The sequence below is a fragment of the Acinetobacter sp. BY419 genome, assembly GCF_019038395.1.
GTDB lineage: Bacteria > Pseudomonadota > Gammaproteobacteria > Pseudomonadales > Moraxellaceae > Acinetobacter.
This window is the reverse complement of record NZ_JAGFXZ010000018.1, coordinates 25,826-45,953: the sequence shown is the minus strand read 5'-3', so window position 1 is coordinate 45,953 and position 20,128 is coordinate 25,826. Positions and strand designations below refer to the sequence as shown.

19 protein-coding genes and 1 pseudogene are annotated in these 20,128 nt (G+C 43.5%); 4 read left to right on the top strand and 16 right to left on the bottom strand.

The features are described 5' to 3' along the window. Positions 1–21 precede the first annotated feature (21 nt). The 6 genes from KUG37_RS08715 to katE form a co-directional block, all read right to left on the bottom strand. Positions 22–744 carry a glycosyltransferase family 2 protein gene (locus KUG37_RS08715; RefSeq protein ID WP_216935596.1) on the bottom strand — a complete coding sequence of 241 codons (723 nt, stop codon included), beginning with the start codon at positions 742–744 and terminating at the stop codon, positions 22–24. Further along, positions 741–1,355 (bottom strand): class I SAM-dependent methyltransferase, encoded by a 615-nt coding sequence (locus tag KUG37_RS08710; RefSeq protein WP_216935594.1) that lies wholly within the window; start codon positions 1,353–1,355, stop codon positions 741–743. Before KUG37_RS08710 ends, KUG37_RS08715 begins: the two co-directional genes overlap by 4 nt. Then, the gene (locus KUG37_RS08705; RefSeq protein ID WP_216935593.1) at positions 1,345–2,130 is read right to left on the bottom strand and encodes a PIG-L deacetylase family protein; all 786 of its coding nucleotides are present in this window, start codon (positions 2,128–2,130) and stop codon (positions 1,345–1,347) included. Before KUG37_RS08705 ends, KUG37_RS08710 begins: the two co-directional genes overlap by 11 nt. Further along, complete coding sequence (locus KUG37_RS08700) at positions 2,118–3,101, bottom strand: acyl-CoA dehydrogenase family protein (RefSeq protein WP_216935592.1); 984 nt, start codon at positions 3,099–3,101, stop codon at positions 2,118–2,120. Before KUG37_RS08700 ends, KUG37_RS08705 begins: the two co-directional genes overlap by 13 nt. Positions 3,102–3,152: 51 nt before the next feature. Further along, positions 3,153–3,338, bottom strand: coding sequence for a hypothetical protein (locus KUG37_RS08695; RefSeq protein ID WP_216935591.1), 186 nt, complete (start codon positions 3,336–3,338; stop codon positions 3,153–3,155). 94 nt (positions 3,339–3,432) lie between these two features. Beyond that, complete coding sequence (gene katE, locus KUG37_RS08690) at positions 3,433–5,634, bottom strand: catalase HPII (protein WP_216935590.1); 2,202 nt, start codon at positions 5,632–5,634, stop codon at positions 3,433–3,435. 684 nt (positions 5,635–6,318) lie between these two features. On the opposite strand from katE, the gene KUG37_RS08685 reads away from it, so the two are divergent. Beyond that, entirely contained in the window at positions 6,319–6,828 is a 510-nt protein-coding gene (locus tag KUG37_RS08685; protein ID WP_216935589.1) for a Dps family protein, read from the top strand. A 233-nt stretch (positions 6,829–7,061) separates the two neighbouring features. On the opposite strand, the gene KUG37_RS08680 is transcribed toward KUG37_RS08685, so the two are convergent. From KUG37_RS08680 to KUG37_RS08650, 7 genes are all read right to left on the bottom strand, one after another. Next, positions 7,062–7,937 (bottom strand): MBL fold metallo-hydrolase, encoded by an 876-nt coding sequence (locus tag KUG37_RS08680; protein WP_216935588.1) that lies wholly within the window; start codon positions 7,935–7,937, stop codon positions 7,062–7,064. Further along, the gene (locus KUG37_RS08675) at positions 7,934–8,356 is read right to left on the bottom strand and encodes a YeeE/YedE family protein (RefSeq protein WP_216935586.1); all 423 of its coding nucleotides are present in this window, start codon (positions 8,354–8,356) and stop codon (positions 7,934–7,936) included. The genes KUG37_RS08680 and KUG37_RS08675 overlap by 4 nt, the downstream gene beginning before the upstream one ends. A gap of 1 nt (position 8,357) precedes the next feature. Beyond that, positions 8,358–8,774 carry a YeeE/YedE family protein gene (locus tag KUG37_RS08670; protein ID WP_216935616.1) on the bottom strand — a complete coding sequence of 139 codons (417 nt, stop codon included), beginning with the start codon at positions 8,772–8,774 and terminating at the stop codon, positions 8,358–8,360. A 106-nt stretch (positions 8,775–8,880) separates the two neighbouring features. Beyond that, positions 8,881–9,243, bottom strand: coding sequence for a YidH family protein (locus KUG37_RS08665; protein ID WP_216935584.1), 363 nt, complete (start codon positions 9,241–9,243; stop codon positions 8,881–8,883). 21 nt (positions 9,244–9,264) lie between these two features. Beyond that, positions 9,265–9,981 (bottom strand): ABC transporter ATP-binding protein, encoded by a 717-nt coding sequence (locus KUG37_RS08660; RefSeq protein WP_216935582.1) that lies wholly within the window; start codon positions 9,979–9,981, stop codon positions 9,265–9,267. Beyond that, on the bottom strand, positions 9,974–11,197 hold the full coding sequence (locus tag KUG37_RS08655; RefSeq protein ID WP_216940373.1) for an ABC transporter permease: 1,224 nt from the start codon (positions 11,195–11,197) through the stop codon (positions 9,974–9,976). The genes KUG37_RS08660 and KUG37_RS08655 overlap by 8 nt, the downstream gene beginning before the upstream one ends. Next, entirely contained in the window at positions 11,194–12,423 is a 1,230-nt protein-coding gene (locus KUG37_RS08650; protein ID WP_216940372.1) for an efflux RND transporter periplasmic adaptor subunit, read from the bottom strand. Before KUG37_RS08650 ends, KUG37_RS08655 begins: the two co-directional genes overlap by 4 nt. Before the next feature lie 684 nt (positions 12,424–13,107). Here KUG37_RS08650 and KUG37_RS08645 point away from each other — a divergent pair. Next, positions 13,108–14,856, top strand: a pseudogene (locus KUG37_RS08645) (tannase/feruloyl esterase family alpha/beta hydrolase). A 120-nt stretch (positions 14,857–14,976) separates the two neighbouring features. On the opposite strand, the gene KUG37_RS08640 reads toward KUG37_RS08645, so the two are convergent. The 3 genes from KUG37_RS08640 to KUG37_RS08630 form a co-directional block, all read right to left on the bottom strand. Further along, entirely contained in the window at positions 14,977–15,471 is a 495-nt protein-coding gene (locus KUG37_RS08640; RefSeq protein ID WP_216940371.1) for a flavin reductase, read from the bottom strand. A gap of 99 nt (positions 15,472–15,570) precedes the next feature. Beyond that, a complete protein-coding gene (locus KUG37_RS08635) occupies positions 15,571–16,614 on the bottom strand; it encodes a methionine synthase (protein ID WP_216940369.1) in 1,044 nt (347 codons plus the stop codon). A 40-nt stretch (positions 16,615–16,654) separates the two neighbouring features. Next, entirely contained in the window at positions 16,655–17,653 is a 999-nt protein-coding gene (locus tag KUG37_RS08630; RefSeq protein WP_216935573.1) for a putative oxygenase MesX, read from the bottom strand. A 260-nt stretch (positions 17,654–17,913) separates the two neighbouring features. On the opposite strand from KUG37_RS08630, the gene KUG37_RS08625 reads away from it, so the two are divergent. Together KUG37_RS08625 and KUG37_RS08620 are read left to right on the top strand one after the other, a co-directional pair. Then, entirely contained in the window at positions 17,914–18,906 is a 993-nt protein-coding gene (locus tag KUG37_RS08625) for an FUSC family protein (protein WP_216940367.1), read from the top strand. Positions 18,907–19,257: 351 nt separating this feature from the next. Then, positions 19,258–20,049 carry a phytanoyl-CoA dioxygenase family protein gene (locus KUG37_RS08620; protein ID WP_216935569.1) on the top strand — a complete coding sequence of 264 codons (792 nt, stop codon included), beginning with the start codon at positions 19,258–19,260 and terminating at the stop codon, positions 20,047–20,049. The last annotated feature ends 79 nt before the right edge of the window (positions 20,050–20,128 follow it).

Below are 20,128 nucleotides of genomic sequence, written 5' to 3'. Positions count from 1 at the left end.
GATTGTATAAAATTTATATTTTTATGCTTTTATTTGCAAATGCTGATCGGTTTTTTTAGCGGCTTGCTCAAGCTCAAGGTTTTGCAAAAAATGTGCAAAACCTGTGGCAATTTTTGAGCTAAGCCGACTGCTGGTAGTAACTCTGAGCTGATTTGACCAGACAATTTGTGCGCCGGATTTTTCTAAGCGGCGGATGAGATCGACATCTTCATGACAGTCCAATTGCTGAAAACCATTGACCTGCACATAAGCCGAGGCTTTAAAACACAGGTTTGCACCATGAATATGACGGTGTCCCATCCTGTCCTGATAGTGTCCCAGGTAAGCCTGACGGGTTTTAGGACTTAAATGATCCCATTGATCCAGCTCGACCACGCCACAAATTGCATCGGTGGGTTGATGCTGTAACATCACCTGAAACCAGTCACACTGTACAAAAGAATCGGCATCAGTACAGCAAATCCAGTCACAATCCTGCCTGATCATCTGCTGTATACCCAAATGACGCGCCTTGCCGACATTACGAAAGTCGCAACTGATGGCTGGAATGCCCATTTGCTGAACTTTAATGGCGGTGGTATCGGTACAATGGTCCAAGACCACGAGAATATGGATCTCAGGAAGATTTTCGATTCTTTTTAAATATTGAAAAAGATAAAGTTGTGCTGATTTGAGGGCCAGCAGGCAACGTTCAATATAGGCTTCTTCATTACAGGCCGGAATCACCACACCGATTTTTTTCATTTCAAGCCCTCCTGCTCTGCCACGGATTGCGCTGAATTCAGCCACAGATCCACGAAAAAATCGGAGTCCTGCAAACTTAAACAATGTGCATAGTTTAAATGCGCTTTAAGGTATTGATGGATATCTTCACCATTTAAGCTAAATCCCGGGATCGGCGCGCGCCAATGACAACTTAAAATACATCCACCCGGTTCCAGCGCAGTATGCAACCATGCCAGTACCTGCTGCAGTGCTGTGGGGTTCAGGTAATACAAAATCTCACTGACCACAATGAGCTGAAATTTCTTTTCCGGCAAGTCATCTGGCACAACACGCTGCAGAACCTGTACATGCGGATAAGTTTCTAAACGCTGCCGAGCTAACTGAATAGCAGTGTCGTTGGCATCCAGACACATTAAAGTATCTGTCCGCTGCGCCAGCTCCTGACTGAAGATTCCATTACTGCAACCAATTTCAATAGCAGATTCAAAGCGCAAACGCGGTAACAACGCCAGACAAATCTGCCGTTTGCGCTGTTCATACCAGCGCTGTTCATATTGCCAGGGATCTCCCTGATTCAGCGCATACAAGGCATCGAAATATTCCTGATCATAGGCAGCTTTACTGTTCATACAGATATACCTCCCAGGGCTGTAAAATGCGTTGTAATGCCTGCTCTGGCAGAATAGGTGCTTGTTCTATCGTAGGATCAAGCTCGATCTGGCTCTTAAAACAGTGTGCAGCTTGAGCCTTATATTGTAATTCTTCATCAGTTAATTTGAGTTGATGGGCGACGGTCCAGGGAATTCGGGTATCACCTGGTGTTGCCCAGTGCCACGCCCAAATCAAGACCTGAATACAAGTCAAATGAAGTTCAGTTGCCAGACGCTGGGTGACCTGCCCGGTAATTTCATGATCTGGATGTCCATCATGAACAAATGTGGTAATTAACACATCATTGGGCTGCAGATAGGAGTACAGCTGCTGTTGCAACAAATCCCGCTGTTCTGCCACCTTGCCGTCCTGAATATCTAAAGCGATCCGCAGAATATTCTGTTTTAAAGGTAACGCTTCCAAAGCTAGTCGCGTTTCAGCAGGACGAATCTGGTTTAAGTCTTCCGGAGTATACAGACTGGAGCCTGGATGACTGGCCGTACCATTGGTGACGGCAAAAAGTACGATCTGATATCCAAGTTTGTCCAGACGCTGAATCAGACCGGCACACCCCAAAATTTCATCATCAGGATGAGGGGCAATAATGCAGACTCTGGCATCCGGTGGAATCACGTTGGGAATATCGAATTCCGGCATCTGTTGCAGCATCTGGCAGGAACGCCATTCTTCGAGTCGTGTACCTTCGCCATGGATGACACGGTCTCCGACAATCTCATGTCTTATAATGTCCATAGTTCTTCCTCCTGTGCGCTCAATTCGCCAATGCGCTCCAGATCCCATGCAGCATGACTCTGACGAATAAACACCGGTAGATCAGCTGCAAGTCGGGCAAAATGTGGCTGCTCACAATACGGCGCTGCACCGAGCGCCTTACCCACCTGAGTCAATACATTTAACGCGGTGGCTTCAACTTGGGCACGCAAGGCCTGAATCTGCAATTGATGAGGAAATTTAGGTTGCTGATCAATTAAATCTGCAACCTGATAGAACAAGGCCTGGGTCGCTAAAAGCTCTCGACTGATATCGCCAAGATACATCGCCTTAAATGGATGCGGTTTTAACAATACTGCCTGTTTTAAATATTCGGCCAATCGGACGGTAGCCCCATACCAGCACGCTGCCACACCTGCGGCGCCATGCCAAAATCCAGGGCGATCCAGATAGGCATTCGGAGCTGCGACTTTTTCCACCTTGACCTGATCCAGTTCAAGCCTGGCAGTCAAGGTGTGCTGCATGCCAACTGCCTGCCATGCATCCTGATGGTGCTGAATTCCTGCTTGTGGCAAATCCAGAATCAGCAACTGGGATTGTTGCTGCTCATCACGATAGGTCAGCAGGCCGTGTTGCACCCAGACCGAGGCAGAACACCAGGGCTTAATTCCTGTGAGTTTTCCAGCTTCCAATTTTAAAGGTCTTGGCCCGCCTTCTGCCGCCCAGACTGCCCATAAACCTTTTTTCACGACTGGAACGTTCAGTTCATGCAAAATAGCCAATGCATCCAGATGTGATTCAAACAGTTTACCCAGGCTCAAATTGCTAGCTGAAACCTGGCTGAGGATCTGCCAGCGTCTTAAGGTGGCACCAGATGCAGGATAAGGAATCTGCCCGGAAATCGACACCAGTTCCATTAATGTCTTATGAATTTTTTCTTCGGGCTCCAGCTTAGAGTTTTCAAATCTTTGTAATATTGAACCGAGGTTCATGCATGCTCTTCCTCATAATATGCGGCAATGTTGTTATGTTTTTAAAGTCAGTTAAGGGGAAAGCTTTCTCATTTGTTTTAAACGTGTGGTTAATCCTAATATCTTACGGCATGCGTTAATTTCTTCTTCACTAAAACACAATTGCTGCATCAGCGCAGCTACAGGCAAATGGTTATGCTCGATGAGATAGATGTCCTGCTCTCTACTCCATTTGGCTTGCTGTGCTTGTGCCAACAACTTTTTTGACCTCCGGTCTCACCACATCTTTATCCATTTTGAAACCAGGAGGATAGAAGCCAGAGCCTCTATCCTATAATAGAAGCGTATAGTTTTAAGCAGGAATTGATTCAGCAATCGCTTCACGTGCCCAGACACGATGGTTGATGATCAGCATCTTGAAGCTTTCTTGCACTGCGTTAAACTCCGCACTGGCTAAAGTCCCCTTATCACTGATCAAGCGTAGATCTTCAATCAGCTTGCTTTTATCGCCCAAGAACACAATTGGTTTTAAATGCTTGTAGGCTTCCAGCAGATAGTGAGTCGCCACACCGTCTTTGATGACCACATCGTAATTATCACCGTCAGCAATCACTACGGCATCATAAGCAATGGATGGCTCTGCTTTTTGCATACCATCAGAAGGAATCACGTCGCCTTGCTGACCAAGTACCGGACCCGGTGTTGGGGTCAGTACATCTACTACGGCACCTTCTGATTCTGCCCAAGCTTGAACGGCTTTGATACTGGCCTCATTGGCCTTGTCATGCACCAGTAATGCAATTTTCCGTGCCTTAATATCTTCAGGTTTAAATGCCTCAAAAGACAGGCGTGGTGAAATCTGCACATCTGGCAATTTTACCGCTTTTTTCTCTGCCGGAATTTCAATGCCCAGTTGATCAGCAACCTGCTGGGCCAAGTCCAAATCGATATTACAGAGCACTTCAAGGACTTCACGCTCACGAATATATTTACGTTCTACCTTGCTCAGTTCGAAGACATAGGCATCGACAATATGTTTCTGCTCATGCGGTGCCTGACTGCGATAGAAGAGACGGGCCTGAGTAAAATGATCACCGAAAGATTCACTGCGCTGACGGATCTTGTGACCATCAATACGTTCCTGATAGCTTTCAAAACCACCGCCTTGTGCGGCTGGCGGAGTTTCAGCCGGCCAGTTGTTATCTATCGAGTTTGGCTCATAACTGGCTTGCCCGGTATGCACAATACGCTGATGTAAACCATCACGCTGGTTATTGTGGAATGGACAAACCGGCTTGTTGATTGGAATCTGATGGAAGTTTGGACCACCTAAACGGCTGAGCTGGGTATCGGTATAGGAGAACAGTCGTGCCTGTAATAACGGGTCATTGGTAAAATCCAGCCCCGGAACAATATGTCCTGGACAGAAAGCCACCTGCTCGGTTTCACCAAAGAAATAATCAACATTACGGTTCAGTACCATTCTGCCAATCGGGGTCACGGGTACCAGTTCTTCCGGAATAATTTTGGTTGGATCCAGCAAATCGAAGTCATATTTCATTTCATCTTCTTCTGGAACGACCTGTACACCGAGCTCCCATTCTGGATAGTTACCAGAAGCAATTGCTTCATATAAATCACGACGGTGGAAATCAGGATCTTTACCCGCCAGTTTTTGTGCTTCATCCCAGACCAGTTGGGCTAGACCCTGTTTTGGTGTCCAGTGAAATTTCACAAAAACCGCTTTATTCTCGGCATTGATCAGGCGGAAGGTATGAACCCCGAAGCCTTGAATAGTTCTGAAATTACGTGGAATCCCCCGATCCGACATTGCCCACATCACTGCATGTGCAGACTCAGGTACTAAGGAGACAAAGTCCCAGAAAGTATCATGTGCAGTCGCCCCTGTTGGAATCTCGGTCTGTGGTTCTGGCTTGACTGCATGCACAAAATCAGGGAACTTGATTCCGTCCTGAATAAAGAATACAGGCGCATCATTCGCCACTAGGTCAAAGTTGCCTTCTTCAGTATAAAACTTGGTAGCAAAACCACGAATATCACGTACCGTATCGGCTGAACCACGTGGTCCCTGTACGGTAGAAAAACGTACAAAAACGGGCGTTTGCATAGTGGTCTTGGTCAGAAAGCTTGCCTTGGTCAGTTTTTCATTCCCCGGATAAGCCTCAAAATAGCCATGTGCACCGACACCGCGAGCATGCACAATACGTTCTGGAATTCGCTCATGGTCAAAATGGGTAATTTTTTCCCGAAGAATAAAATCTTCCATCAGGGTCGCACCGCGAACGCCTGCCTTGAGACTGTTCTGGTTATCGGAAATTTTAACCCCTTGATTGGTAGTGAGCGCCTGCTCGGTAGCATCACTGCGATATGCATCGAGCTGCTCACTTTTCTTATTGGTATTTTGTTTATCTAAACCGTCTTTACCTGTTGCGGGGCTATTGGCCTTAATTTTCATGATGTTTTCCTTGCTGAGCTTGAGTTTAGTGCAGATATTTTGGTCTATCTCAAAGTTGCTTGAACTTATGTGTCGCATGGCTTGACCAATCAACCTCATCCCGCAAGTCAATCTGTTACAGCCGATCCTGTATCAGCCTAACATTTCATCTAAATGTGCTGACTTGGAGCGTTTTTTGCTCTTTTGGGGATATTGTTATTGGTTTCACCTGTGTCCTAACATAACTGCATTTAGGAAATAGATTTATTATTGTTTGTAGTACCTTGTTTAATTAAGGCAGCATTGTGTTATTTTTTATAAATTGCGGGTTTATTTATAATTTGATTATCTTTCCACGCGGTTAAATAAAACGTTAAAACTACTGAGTGATATTTTGAAATAAAGATTCAATGTAGGGAGATGTGATCTTGCTCATAAATATGCTTATGGCTCAATGTGATGTTTTAGTTCCGAACTGATTAAGACTTTTTTAAACTTGTAATCTGCCTTAATAAAAAATTGAATTCTTAGTGATGCAGAAGATTAAAGATGGGCAGATTTAAATCATTACAATCCTGCGCCTCGCTTATACATAATGACTAAACTTCCTGCCTGCATATTCATCTAATATCTATAACTTATAACCATTTAAATCTCTTATCCTGTTCAGATCAACTTTAAAGCCATAGAGATGGTTTTTATCTCTTGGCTCAACACTTCACCTACATGCGACATATTTTTTTTTAATACATAGTATCGCGTTAAGTTTTAAGGAGTAAGAGCATGGCCTCTTCTAAAAAAGAATCTAAAGAATCTAAAGCAATGAAAATTGATATCGGGATTTCACATGATGATCGTGCCAAAATTGTCGACGGTTTATCCAGACTTTTAGCAGACAGTTATACCCTGTATTTGATGACCCATAATTTCCACTGGAATGTCACCGGTCCTCAGTTCAACAGCCTGCACACCATGTTTATGACCCAATACACCGAGCAGTGGAATGCACTGGACATTATTGCTGAGCGTATCCGGACTTTGGGTTTTGCAGCACCGGGCACTTATAAACAGTTTGTAAAACTCACCTCCATTAAAGAAGTTGAAGGTGTGCCTACAGCCGGAGAAATGCTTCGTTTACTGGTAGATGCGCATGAAACTGTGGCACGTACCGCCAGAAGCATTTTCTCGGTAGTTGAAGAAGCGAATGATCAGCCGACAGCTGACATGCTGACCCAGCGACTGGAAGTACACGAAAAAACTGCCTGGATGCTAAGAAGCAACCTGGAACAATAAATCCAGAGAATGCGATCCGAGATCAGGCTCATTCACAGGATGAAGCGGAAACTTGCCATAGTGCCAAGTTGTCCAGCTACATCCTGACGTTTGTATTAGAGAGTTTATTGGCCTTAAGTGATTAAGGCAGTCTAAAAGACCAGATAATGAGAATTAAACCATCAAAATGTTAAGGATGTAGGCAATCGCATACATCCTTTTTTCACGAATAGTTTTTTTAGTCTCAGGTAATCTTAGGCATGAAAATAATTCAGCGGCAGTTTTAGATACGAAATACCGTTCTCTTCCGCTTCAGGAAATTGACCCGCACGCATATTGATTTGAATTGCCGGTAAAATCAGTTTAGGCATACCCAGTTTGGCATCCCGCTGCTGGCGCATTTCAACAAAATCAGCTTTGGCCGTGCCATGGTGAATATGAATATTATGCAGTTTTTGGGTCTGGATATCAGTTTCACAGACAAAGTGGTCACGGCTTTCTGGTAAATAGTCATGACATAAAAATACCCGGGTGGCGTCCGGTAACTGATACAGCTTTTGAACCGAATCAAATAAAGTTGCGGCACTGCCTTTAGGGAAATCACAGCGTGCAGTGCCATAATCCGGCATAAACAGGGTATCCCCAACAAATACTGCATCCCCGATCACATAGCTAAGACAGGCTGGTGTATGCCCCGGTGTCGGAATGTTATAGGCCTGCAGTGAACCAATGCTGAATGCTTCATGGTCAGCAAACAGATAATCAAAAGGCTGAGCAAGATTGAACTGCTTGATGTCCAGATGATAAATCGCGCCAAAGGTCTCCTGAACCACAGAGATATGATGACTCATGGCAATTTTGCCACCCAACTGTGAATGCAGATATTGTGCTGCAGTCAAATGATCTGCATGCACATGGGTTTCCAGAATCCACTCGACTTCAAGTTCATGTTGTCTTATATAGGCGATGATTCGATCTGCATGCGTGGTCGAAGTGCTGGCCGAGGCGGCATCATAATCCAGTACACTATCAATCACCGCACATTTTCCAGTGGCCGGATCACTCACAACATAGCTAAAGGTATTGGTATCTTCATGAAAAAAATCCTGAACCACAGCGCTATTACTCATGATGATGCTCCTGCCCATTGACGATGTAGATAAACCCCTGCCAGCATGGCAAGAATAAAATAAATGGCCTGATAGTGACCCAAGCCGATCAAGGTCAGACTGGGTGCCGGACAGATACCGGCAATTCCCCAGCCGATACCAAATAAAAGGCTGCCCGTTACCAGTTTAGGATCAATTTTCTGATTGGTCGGCAACTGGATCGGTTCATGAAATACAGTTTTCGCGGCCGGATTGCGCCTGGCTTTCTGAAAAGGAATAAAGGCGACTGCAATCGCACCCAACATCACAAAAGCCAGACTCGGATCCCAGTCGCCAAAAATATCCAGAAAATCCAGAACCTTTTCAGGATTAGCCATACCAGAAATCATCAAGCCTACTGAGAACAAGCCACCCAATAAAAATGCCAATAGATTTTTCATTTTAGCGCCCCCCGATCAGATGGCGAATCACATAAACAGTCACAAAACCTGCCAGCATAAATACCGCAGTTGCCAGCATTGAACGTCTGGATAAACGGCTGATACCACAAATACCGTGCCCACTGGTACATCCCGAACCTAAACGGGTACCAAAACCGACCAGTAGACCGGCAATGACCATCATCCACGGACTGGCATTCAGTTCGATCTCAGGCTGTATCCACAACCCATAAATAAATGGCGTGATGAAAAGACCCAGTAAGAACCAGATGGCTGGTGTTTTAAAAAGAGTATCAGGATTAAGCACCTGCCCGATCAGACCACTGATCCCTGCGATCCGGCCATGGATATACAGATAGCCGACAACTGAAACTCCGAGGAGCAAGCCGCCGAGGAAAGCACTCAGGAAGTCATGCATCATAATTCAACCAAACAGTATATGTTTTAATATTATATAATATCTAAATTTAATCAAGCCCAGAATAGTGACTGAATATGTGCATTCATTTTTCAGCATCCATCTTTTAACTGACCCAGAATGAAATGATTAACAATATTCCGGTCAACACGGTAAATAAATTTAACAAGACAGGATGGCGGATCTGATAGTCCGGAATAAATTCCGACGGAGTCAAGGACTTGAGACCAGTCCGATATTGCAGGATCGAACCGATATTGATCAATATGCCAAATAGAATGACTGCAATTCCCAGCCAGTGATTATAAACAATTTTATTCTGGTATTTTTCCGGATCGACCAGTTGCACGATTAAGTTTGATTTTTCAATCACAAAGCCAAAAGCAATCAAGGCCAGTCCACTGCGATTCCAGGCCAACGCGGTTCTTTCCAGGGCAAATAAAACTCTTGGATCCTGTAAGTTGGACATGTTGGCTCCTTGCAGTCTGGGTTAATCTTGATGAGAATCGCTCGAATCACTTTCAATCCGGCCATCAACCAGATTGATGGTGCGGTCACAAGTGGCTGACAGGCGCGGATCATGCGTCACCACGAGTACGGCGCAGTCGCGTTCACGATGCACTTTACGGAACAGTTCAAACATGTCAGCCGCGGTTTGGGTATCCAGATTACCTGTGGGTTCATCAGCTAGTAATAAGGCCGGCTCAGTAATCAGGGCCCGCGCAATGGCGACCCGCTGCTGCTGTCCTCCGGAAAGTTCATTCGGTTTACGTTCAGCAAGTTTTTCCAGCCCCACTGCAGCCAGTAAATCACGTGCGCGTTGTAATGCCTGCCGGTTTGGTTTGCCATGCGCCATCATTAAAGGCATTAAAATATTATCCAGTGCACTAAAGGCCTGAATCAGATGATGAAACTGAAATACAAATCCAATGCTGCTCCCGCGCAGTGCAGTCAGGCTGGCATCATCCATCGCACTGGTGGGCTGTCCCAACAAATACAGCTCGCCACTCGTGGGTTTATCCAGCAATCCCAGAATATTCAGCAAGGTACTTTTACCCGAACCGGAAGGGCCAATGAGTGCAGCAAAGTCATTGCGATCAATGCGCAGGTCAATGCCATGCAAGACCTCAACTTCATTGGGCTGGCCAATATTATAAGACTTACGTAGCGCTTCCAGACGCAGGACTTCCTGATAGTGCTCAGACATGACGAATCGCCTCTACCGGATCAAGTGCCGCTGCCCGGCGTGATGGCACCGCTGCAGCCAGTATGCCTGTCAATGTCGCCAACAATAGCGCCAACATGACCAGATCGATCGAAATTGGAATATAGAATAACCCGGGACCAAAATTATTAAATACCCAAACCAGGCCATAACTGACCATGCTGCCCAGCACCGAACCGAGCAAGCCAAAAATTGCGCCCTGAAACAAGAAAACTCTCAAGATTTGTGATTGGGTCGCGCCCGTCGCCCGTAAAATACCAATCTCCCGGGTGCGCTGCACCACACTGACTGACATGACGCTGGCAATACCGAACGCAACCGAAATCGCAACAAAGACAATAATCATATTGGTCGACAGACTCTGGGCTGTAATGGCATTCATCAGTTGAGCATTGGTTTCAATCCAGCTTTCGGCCTTTAATGAAGTCAGGCGTCCGACTTGCGCGGCAACCTGATCTGCCTGAAAAATATCGGCAATCGTCAGGTCGATGACTGTTATGCCGCCCGGCAGAGCGAGCAAGGACTGCGCCTGCTTTAAATCCAGATAAACATAGCGAGCATCCAGTTCACGTACACCCAATTCAAATATGCCGGCAATATTGACCACAGCACTGTTCTGCTGACCGGTATCCAGTCGCAGCTTGCTACCGACCTGAACCCCCAGATCTTTGGCTAACTGACTACCAATCAGTACATCATCAGCACCAACCCGCAACTGCCCACTGGTCAAATATTCTTTTAAGGGAATAATCTGCTGATAACGTTCCAGATCCATCCCGACCAATGCCACCGACTCGATTGCATCACCGCGTTGTGCAAAGGCAGGCCCTGACACAACTGGAGAGACAGCAGTCAATACAGGCAACTGGTCCAGGGTTTCGGTAATCTGCTGCCAGTTGTTGATCGAACGCAGTCGCTGTGCCCGCTTATCTTCTTGCAACAATTGCACGGTACCCACAGGAGGCGACACTACCCGATTGACTTCATCCGGTGACAGCAGGCGGATATGTGCCTGGGTGCCAAGTGTACGTTCGATAATATTTGCTTGCAGCCCCTGAATCAAAGCAGTAATAAACACAATCACTGCCACGCCTACCGCGACACCGACAGTGATCATCAGCGACTGTGCACGACCCTCGCGCAAAAAACTGACCGCGATTTTCCATTCGATCCAGAGCCGCCCGAAAAAGTTTTTCAATCGAAATTCACCGGTAATTCATTTTTACTATCAGTATTATCATTAGCAGAATTCACCAAGGATATCTCTTGTGGCTTTACACGGACTCTTGCCCCATCTTTTAATGAAGAATCTGCATTCGCCAATACCTGATCACCTGCTTTCAAGCCGGAAAGTACTTCTGACATGGTCAGGCCACGCAAGCCTAAACTGACCTGCTGATGCTTTATTTTCCCATCACGAATCATAATCACCACCGCCTTGTCGCCCTTGATACTGCTTAAGGCATCATTGGGAATGACCAGTGCCCGCTCCCGTCTGGCAGTTTCGACATTGACCGAAACAGTCATATCCTGCCGAAGAAAATCAGGTACCGGATTAACAATTAATCTGACCTCTACTGTACCGCGCTGTGGATCAATACTCGGTGCAATAAAGTTGATACGTGCAGGAAAAGCCTGATCCGGATAAGCGTCTGCAATGACGGTAGCCGTTTGTTGCAAGGCCAGTTGCGGTAAATTCCGTTCGTCCAGTGGTACCCGAATTTCAGTATTCCCACTCACGGCCACTGTAAATAGTGTTTGTCCAGGTTGAACCAGATCACCGGGCTCTACGTCACGTGTCAACACCGTTCCTGCCACTGTAGAACGTATTTTCGCCTTGGCCAGTTGCGCCTGTGCCACCGCGAGCTGTTGGCGCAGCGTATCTTCTTCAACCTGCCCTGATGCCAAGGCTTGTGCTTTCAGGCGCGCCGTTTCAAAATTGTTACGTGCGACTCTTTCTGACTCTACGGCCTGTTCTATTTCTTCAGCCGACAGTATGCCCACGCCAGCAGCGCGTCTACGTGCTGCTTCACGGCTAGCCTGATCGAATTGCGCTTTGGCACTGGCCAATTCTGCCTCTGCCTGTGGACGCTTGACCTTGGCCAAATCGGTCAGTGCCAGCTCGGCTTGCCGAACCTGGGCCAGAAGCTCGTCTGATTTCAGTACCACCAACAGATCGCCTGGCTTAACTTTATCTCCTTCCTTGACCCGTTGCTCAAGAACCACCCCACTAATTTCGCTGCCTATCTGGGTCCGTGCCACAGTCGTTACACGTCCAGTCGCAACGACTGTTTGCACCAGCGGCATGGCACTTAAAGTGTAGCTGGGGACTACTGGACCCTGCCACCAGCGAAATAGAGCAAAAGCCAGTGCCAGTATCAGCAATACAATAATGATCAAAAACTTATAGCGGCCAGCATGCAATTGCACATCTCCGATTGAGGATTAAATAATTGTATATGAGTGAACAAAGTACAGGTCTTTATTTTTTTGTATTTATTTAAATTTATAACAGTTTTCTGAAAAGCTGCCCAGTACGCCGCTTTCATTTTCTTTCAGGGCTGATTTATTGAACAAAGCCGTTTATTCTCACCATCAAGTTTCCCACTCTCTTTGATACTACAAAGCATGTATCTTTGAATAGTTTATTTTTTTAATTTTTTTGAAAAGACTAATCTTGATTACCAACTTTAAAACCGTTTTCATCCCTCAAAAATTCTGAGCAAATCAGGAGCTTTAAATCTCCAAGTGATTTATCGGCTTTAACCACCTGTCTGTGCAAACTTGCACTCTACAGCGTCATTTATTGAGGTTCTTTTTATAACTGCATGGCATTTTATAAACGCTTTAAAATAATAGTTGAGGTACACATTTCACCCGTTTTATAAAATCAGGTAACAAAACTTTAAGTATTGAAAGTGAATATCACTTATACTCTTAAGAGTTATTAAACTGCATATAACCTTCATAACTCTCAAGTCTTGCACCTTAAAATCTATATCTAACTGATAGTTAAAATTTTTATTTAATTAAAACAAGCTATTAAATATCGATAAATTTTTATGAAGTCATTAAACCATTTAGCCTTTCTACAAAATGGAGCTTCAAATGAATGATTTAAATAACAATATATTATCCCGTTTAAGCCTGCTGATGATGATTTCATTATTGGCTGCTTGCAGTAGTGATAATGGCAATAACAACTATCAAGGCACTCCTCCTTCGAACCAGACACCACAGCTCTCACCCGCTGTAGGAGCTAAAATAAAGAAACAGTGCCAACAGCTCAGTTCCTTTACCTATGCAAATACCACTATTACTTCAGCCACTGCCGAAGCTGCGGGTGCTGAGACTATAGCCAACAAGCCAATTCGGGCACATTGTCTCGTTACAGGATATATGTTTCCACGAACCAGTCCTGTAGATGGACAAGACTATCGAATTAGGTTTGAGATGCGTCTTCCTCTGGACTGGAATGGACGCTTTCTTTTCCAAGGCAATGGAGGGTTTGGTGGCGAGATCATTCCAGCGCTAGGTTTTATCGGAAGTGGGGGGCCACTCACCAATGCCCTCTATGAAGGTTTTACAGTGATCTCTTCCGATATGGGACATACACTTGAACAAAACCCTACTTTTGGGTTAGATCCTCAGGCGCGAATTGATTATGGCTATGCTGCCATGACCAAGTTAACTCCGATGGCAAAGCAGCTCATCCAGTTTAGTTATGACAAACTGCCGGACCGGTCCTATGCTGCTGGACCTTCCCGTGGCGGTAACCTGGCACTAATTGCAGCTACGCGATTACCAAATGAATTTGATGGCATTTATGCCAATTCACCTCCATTCGACTTACCGGTGGCAATAGTTGCACAAATATATGATGCACTACAGTTGAGAAAAGTCGCCACCAATATTGATGAGTTAGAGACAGCTTTTACTCTACAAGAAAGAAAAGTTGTGGCAGATGCTGTTTTAAATAAATGTGACAAGCTTGATGGGATTGTAGATGGCATGGTACAGGATGTAGACCAATGCCAGTCACAATTTAATATTCAGGGAGATGTTCCGGTATGTCCGGGTGAAAGAGATGGAAGCTGCCTGTCAGCAGAACAAATTTAGGTTATTTCCAATGTCTTTAAAGCACCAGTAAATTCTAAAGGTGAAGAATTCTATACGGGTGAACCCTATGATCCGGGTATAATCGGTCAGAAATGGGCCGATGTAAAATTGTTTTCTACTAGATATCTAGAAGGTCTTGCTAGCGGCACAGGAATTATTTTTGAGGTTCCGCCTGATGAATCATCTCTGGAAAATCCGCTGGAATTTGCATTGAATTATAATTTCGATACTGACCTTATCAAGTTATTCAGGACAGATAATACCTATAAAGAAAGTGCGGTTGAATTTATGGGACCGCCTAACCCACTGAACCTGACTCCTCTTACTTCTAAAGGAGGTAAAATTATTGTAGTCCATGCTGTGGCGGATGGATCTACTGCCTCACCGTATGAGTCACAAAACTGGTATAAACAACTCTTGGAACGCAATTCAGCCACTATACAGAATTCCGTTCGGTTTTTCCGGGTTCCGGGCATGAACCATGTCTCTCAGGGTGTGGCTACTGATCAGTTTGATGGACTTACTGCACTCGTCAGATGGGTGGAATATGGTGAAAAACCTGACCGTATTATTGCCACTGCACGAGGTCCGGGTAATCCTAGTGGAGAAATTAATCCCGAGATTCCGTCAAATTGGGCGCCAAACAGAACCCGCCCACTCTGCCCATACCCATTAGTTGCACGTTATAGCGGCCGGGGAGATAGTGAAAAAGCTGAAAGCTTTAACTGTGCTCGATAGCTTCTAAAGCTAACTTAACCCATTATTAAACTGGAAGAAATACACTTTTATTTCTTCCAGTTTTAATTCGACATCTGGATTTAAACACGATAAGGCCTAGAACATTGTAGCAAGGGAAAATCAAGCAGTTTCTAATTGACCAACCTGATGATACCTACGGTTAAAGTAGACCAGACTTTCCTCTTGCTGACTTTGTTGAATTGCAACGACACGACATAAGAAAACGCTGTGTGTGCCGACGTTTTGAATTTCTTCAATCTGGCAATCAAAACTCACCAGCGCATCTTCTAAAATCGGAGCACCGGTTTCAAGAGTCGCCCACTCGCCTAGCTTAAATCGCTCTTCTGAGCTAAATTTACTAGATGCAAATGCATTTGAGATCTGCTCATGTTGTGTGCTGAGTACATTTACTGCTAGCACGTTATTTTTCATAAAATGCGCATGTGAACGAGAAGATTGATTCATGCAGACCAGCAATGTCGGCGGTGTATCAGTCACACTGCAAACGGCAGATGCGGTAAAGCCATGCATCCCTGCTGCACCTTGTGTCGTGATTACATTCACAGCTGTGGTTAACAAGGACATTGCATTTCTAAAGTCAGTTGCTTCAATCATCTCTTTCATCTCAATAGTATTTATGACATGGCTAGATTCACAGGTACAGGCGAATAATCTACTAATCATTCGCCCTACTCTGGTTCAGACTGCTTCGTGTTAAGCACCAAGTTCTTGACGAACAATCGCAGCACCTGCGCTGAGTGCTTCGAGTTTGCCTCGGGCAACTTGACGAGATAAAGGGGTCATACCACAGTTGGTTGAAGGATACAGCTTGTCTGCATCCACAAATTGCAATGCTTTACGCAATGTATTGGCTACTTCTTCAGGTGTTTCGATTTGATTGGTTGCCACATCAATTGCACCGACCATGACCTTTTTGCCACGAATCAGTTCAATCAGATCCATGGGTACGCGTGAGTTTTGGCACTCGAGTGACACGATATCAATTTTAGATTGTTGCAGTTTCGGGAAAGCTTGCTCGTATTGGCGCCATTCATTGCCTAAAGTCTTTTTCCAGTCGGTATTGGCTTTAATGCCATAACCGTAGCAAATGTGTACCGCAGTTTCACATTGCAGACCTTCAAGTGCACGCTCTAACGTCGCGACGCCCCAATCATTCACTTCATCAAAAAATACATTAAACGCTGGTTCATCAAACTGGATGATATCGACCCCTGCCGCCTCTAGTTCCAAAGCCTCTTGGTTGAGGATTTTGGCAAATTCCCATGCCAGTTTTTCACGGCTCTTGTAGTGACCATCGTATAGCGTATCAATCATGGTCATTGGACCAGGCAATGCCCATTTGATCGGCTGCGTGGTTTGGCTACGCAGGAATTTCGCCTCATCAACAAATACTGCTTTTTTGCGGGAAACTTCACCGACCACTGAAGGTACACTTGCATCATAACGGTTACGGATACGCATGGTTTCACGCTTTTCAAAATCCACCCCTTCAAGATGCTCGATGAATGTGGTCACAAAGTGCTGACGAGTCTGCTCACCATCGCTGACAATATCAATGCCAGCATGGACTTGTTCATGCAAAGACAGTTTTAAGGCATCACGTTTCGCTTCTAATAATTCTTCACCTTCAAGTTTCCAAGCTGACCAAAGCTTTTCAGGTTCTGCAAGCCAAGAGGGTTTCGGCAAGCTGCCTGCTGTAGATGTTGGGAGTAACTTTTGAGGTTGTAAAATTGCCATGTTTAATTTTCTTTCTCTAAATTCGTTGATATATGGTGTATCAGGCAGCATTGTCTTGCTGAGCGGTTTCTAGTTTAAAATTGGCAGCCCATTCATCTAGAATGTCTTTATACGGTTTGATGAAGTTTTCTTCAGTCCATTTACCTTGTTTAACTGCCAATTCACCACGCTCAACACGGTCATAGACAATACGGGTCAATGAGTAATCGCCATAGCTCAAGCTAGGCTGATACACCACGCCTGCAGGTGAATTGGTATTGTAGATTTCAGGACGGTAGATTTTCTGGAAGCTTTCCATGGTGCTGATCGCGCTGATCAGTTCGAAATCGGTATAATCACGCAGCAAGTCGCCCGCAAAATAGAATGCCAAGGGTGCATTGCCATTTTCAGGTTTGAAGTAACGAACGCTTAAACCCATTTTTTTGAAATATTCATCGGTACGTGAATAGTCATCATTGGTGTATTCCACACCTAATATCGGGTGAACATTCGCGGTACGATAATAGGTTTTAGTGGTTGAAACACTGAGACAAATTACTGGCTGTTTGTTGAATTCAGCTTTATATACCTCTGAGTTGACAAAATGCTGATATAACTTGCCATGTAAGTCGCCAAAGTCTTCAGGCTTTTCATTAGCCTTGCAACCTAGTGATGGCAATACCACACTGAAATCATAATCACGGACGTATGATGAGAAGCTGTTACCAATCATGCCTTCAATACGTTGATTCGTTTGATGGTCAATAATGGTACTTTTTAAGGTTTCTATAAACGGAAAAGTTTGACCATTGCCTTCGATATCAATTTCTGCCGAGATGATGTCGATTTCAAGTGAGTAACGATCGCCTTTAGGGTTGTCGACAGTCGCCAAGCTATTAAAACGGTTATTAATCATTGCGAGTGTACGGCGAAGATTTTCTTGACGGCTTTCGCCACGTGCCAAATTGGCAAAGTTTGTAGTTAAACGTGTATTGTTTGCTGGCTCGTAGTTCTCATCAAAACGAATACGTTTAATTGAACATTGAAATGCTGTACTCATGAAGATATGCCGCCCTAAATTTTTATAAAAAGCTAAATTTCTGTATGGCTTTATTTAAGCGCGAATCCAAACATGAGTAAAACGATATAAATTCAGCTAAAAGTGAGAAAAATTCATGTAATGCTTTGCGTTCAATCAACATAAAAAGATGGCTTGAATCTACGCACAAGCAATTACCTTCTTTATACATGAACAAAGATGGGATGAGAGCGATTAATGTAATATAAAATACTTAATAAAATTCTTTAGATGGAATTTTTATGCAGATAATTAATAAAAAAAACTTAAAACTAGAAATAAGTTTTCATGATAATGGTGTTTTTCTTTTGATTTCACTTATAAACAGTCGAATATGCTATTATTTTTTTAATTTTATTGGTTTGATTTTTGGTTTCATCACAGTTCTTTTTAGCAACATGGTATATGAAGCGAAAGAAGATAAAGCCAATATCATATATATGTGGTTTCTATTATCTTTAGTAATACTGAGTGGTGTGATCGGATTTTTATTAAAAATATCGATTGAATTCTATCTGTATATTTTTATATTAGCTTTCTTCTACTATATCATGTATGGGAAAGACCCTTATATAGATAGAACCTTTCCCTTTGTATTTATTTATTCTTTTATAGGAACAGTTTTTCAAAATACAAATATAAAAATAATATATGCATACTTAACAGGGATTACTATCGGTTTATTGCTACTTAATCTATTGCGCTATAAAAAATATGAAAACGATTCATTTAAAAATGGATTTTTTTCAAAAAGTACATATTTGACTAATGAGAGAATATTTACACGGTCAATTACATATAGTTTATTTGCTTTTTTAAGCCTCTATGTTCCCTATTATTTTTTACTCTATAAACCTTACTGGTCGGCTCTCACTTTTATAATTTTGTTAAGACCTAAAGAAATTGACGTCCTAAGAAAAACAATAGGCAGATTTATTGGCTGTTTGGTGGCAGTCATATTTATTATATTACTTTTCAAGTTCATCAGCTTCAGTCACAACTACCTTTATTTATTTATTTTTTTAACTTTAGTCTTTCTTTTGCCTAGTTTTCTTAAAATGCAAAATTCCATTAAAAGTTTTGGCACTACTCTATTTGTTATTTTATTAATCGAAATAACTTTTTATACCTATCATCCAAATTATTTTGTGCCGATTTCCAGAGTATATGAAACATTCATAGGTGGTTTTTTTGCCATTATTGCCAGTCTGATCTTGAAAAAATTAAGACAATAATTCGAGTTATAGAATTATGGATTAAAACTAAATTAAAATTATTTATTGAATAGCCACCAAGCTTTTAAATACATTTTGACCAGATAAAATGGCCGATTTATAAAGTACGATTACTGGGAGCATTATTCAGCTATTCAAGCGAGAGAGGCTTACCATAACTTGAACAAGATATAGAGCTGTTGCAATACTCATTCTACATTTTAATAAACCTATGTTTAATTTAAAAAAAACGAATCATTACTTCTTAAATTGCTTATTTCTTAATTCCCTCTCTGGTGCTTATATTTTCTTCCACATCAAAAAATACTTGATGACAACAGATTCTTCCCTACTGATGAAGGAGTAGCACGCATGCTGGAAGATGAACGAAAAATATTCGAACGAGATGGTGTTGTTGTTTTACGGGGCTTTTTTAAAGACTGGATTGACCTGCTTGAATCCGGTATAAACGCTAATGAAAAAAATCCTGGTCAATGGTTTCGTGACTATACTGCGGGGCAGATTCAAGGCCGATTCTGGGCAGATTATTGTAACTGGCAACGCATTGATGCATTCAATGAATTTGTCCAACAAAGTCCCGCAGCTGAGATAGTCAAAGCCTTAATGCAGTCTCAAAGTGTGCGCATGTTTCATGAACATGTACTGGTTAAAGGTGCAGGTTCATCCAAGGTCACGCCTTGGCATCATGATGCACCTTATTATCCGGTGGATGCTAAACAGACCTTAAGTTTATGGATTCCATTGGATCCAATTGCACGTGAATCTTCGATTGAATTTATCGCGGGTTCGCATAAGTGGGGCAAACACTTTAGACCCTTAAGCTTCACTGGTGAATATTATGATCATGGCGATACGCAAGAAGAGATTCTTCCCGATATTGACAATCACCGCGAAGATTACAACATTGTGGGCTGGGAACTACAACCAGGTGATGCGATTGCGTTTAATTACCTCACAATTCACGGAGCACCTGGTAATGCATCAACCCAACACTCAAGACGAGCCGTTTCATTTCGCTGGTTAGGTGATGAAGCAGTCTATGTGAATCGTGGGGGGAAGACTTCTCCTCAATATCCGCAATATATTGGCAAGCTTTCTACGGGTGATGCATTGCCTGAAGATGAGTTCCCTTTTGTAGCCTGAATTTTCACTCCACAATTGTTGTATTTCCTCTTTTGCACCAATGTTCGTCCATTCGAACATTGGTTTTTTATTCTAAAAT

Bases quoted from the DNA above. Each gene is read 5' to 3' on its own strand.
- KUG37_RS08715 (WP_216935596.1), bottom strand. From the start codon at position 744: ATGAAAAAAATCGGTGTGGTGATTCCGGCCTGTAATGAAGAAGCCTAT.
- KUG37_RS08710 (WP_216935594.1), bottom strand. From the start codon at position 1,355: ATGAACAGTAAAGCTGCCTATGATCAGGAATATTTCGATGCCTTGTAT.
- KUG37_RS08705 (WP_216935593.1), bottom strand. From the start codon at position 2,130: ATGGACATTATAAGACATGAGATTGTCGGAGACCGTGTCATCCATGGC.
- KUG37_RS08700 (WP_216935592.1), bottom strand. From the start codon at position 3,101: ATGAACCTCGGTTCAATATTACAAAGATTTGAAAACTCTAAGCTGGAG.
- katE (WP_216935590.1), bottom strand. From the start codon at position 5,634: ATGCGACACATAAGTTCAAGCAACTTTGAGATAGACCAAAATATCTGC.
- KUG37_RS08685 (WP_216935589.1), top strand. From the start codon at position 6,319: ATGGCCTCTTCTAAAAAAGAATCTAAAGAATCTAAAGCAATGAAAATT.
- KUG37_RS08680 (WP_216935588.1), bottom strand. From the start codon at position 7,937: ATGAGTAATAGCGCTGTGGTTCAGGATTTTTTTCATGAAGATACCAAT.
- KUG37_RS08675 (WP_216935586.1), bottom strand. From the start codon at position 8,356: ATGAAAAATCTATTGGCATTTTTATTGGGTGGCTTGTTCTCAGTAGGC.
- KUG37_RS08670 (WP_216935616.1), bottom strand. From the start codon at position 8,774: ATGCATGACTTCCTGAGTGCTTTCCTCGGCGGCTTGCTCCTCGGAGTT.
- KUG37_RS08665 (WP_216935584.1), bottom strand. From the start codon at position 9,243: ATGTCCAACTTACAGGATCCAAGAGTTTTATTTGCCCTGGAAAGAACC.
- KUG37_RS08660 (WP_216935582.1), bottom strand. From the start codon at position 9,981: ATGTCTGAGCACTATCAGGAAGTCCTGCGTCTGGAAGCGCTACGTAAG.
- KUG37_RS08640 (WP_216940371.1), bottom strand. From the start codon at position 15,471: ATGATTGAAGCAACTGACTTTAGAAATGCAATGTCCTTGTTAACCACA.
- KUG37_RS08635 (WP_216940369.1), bottom strand. From the start codon at position 16,614: ATGGCAATTTTACAACCTCAAAAGTTACTCCCAACATCTACAGCAGGC.
- KUG37_RS08630 (WP_216935573.1), bottom strand. From the start codon at position 17,653: ATGAGTACAGCATTTCAATGTTCAATTAAACGTATTCGTTTTGATGAG.
- KUG37_RS08625 (WP_216940367.1), top strand. From the start codon at position 17,914: ATGCAGATAATTAATAAAAAAAACTTAAAACTAGAAATAAGTTTTCAT.
- KUG37_RS08620 (WP_216935569.1), top strand. From the start codon at position 19,258: ATGCTGGAAGATGAACGAAAAATATTCGAACGAGATGGTGTTGTTGTT.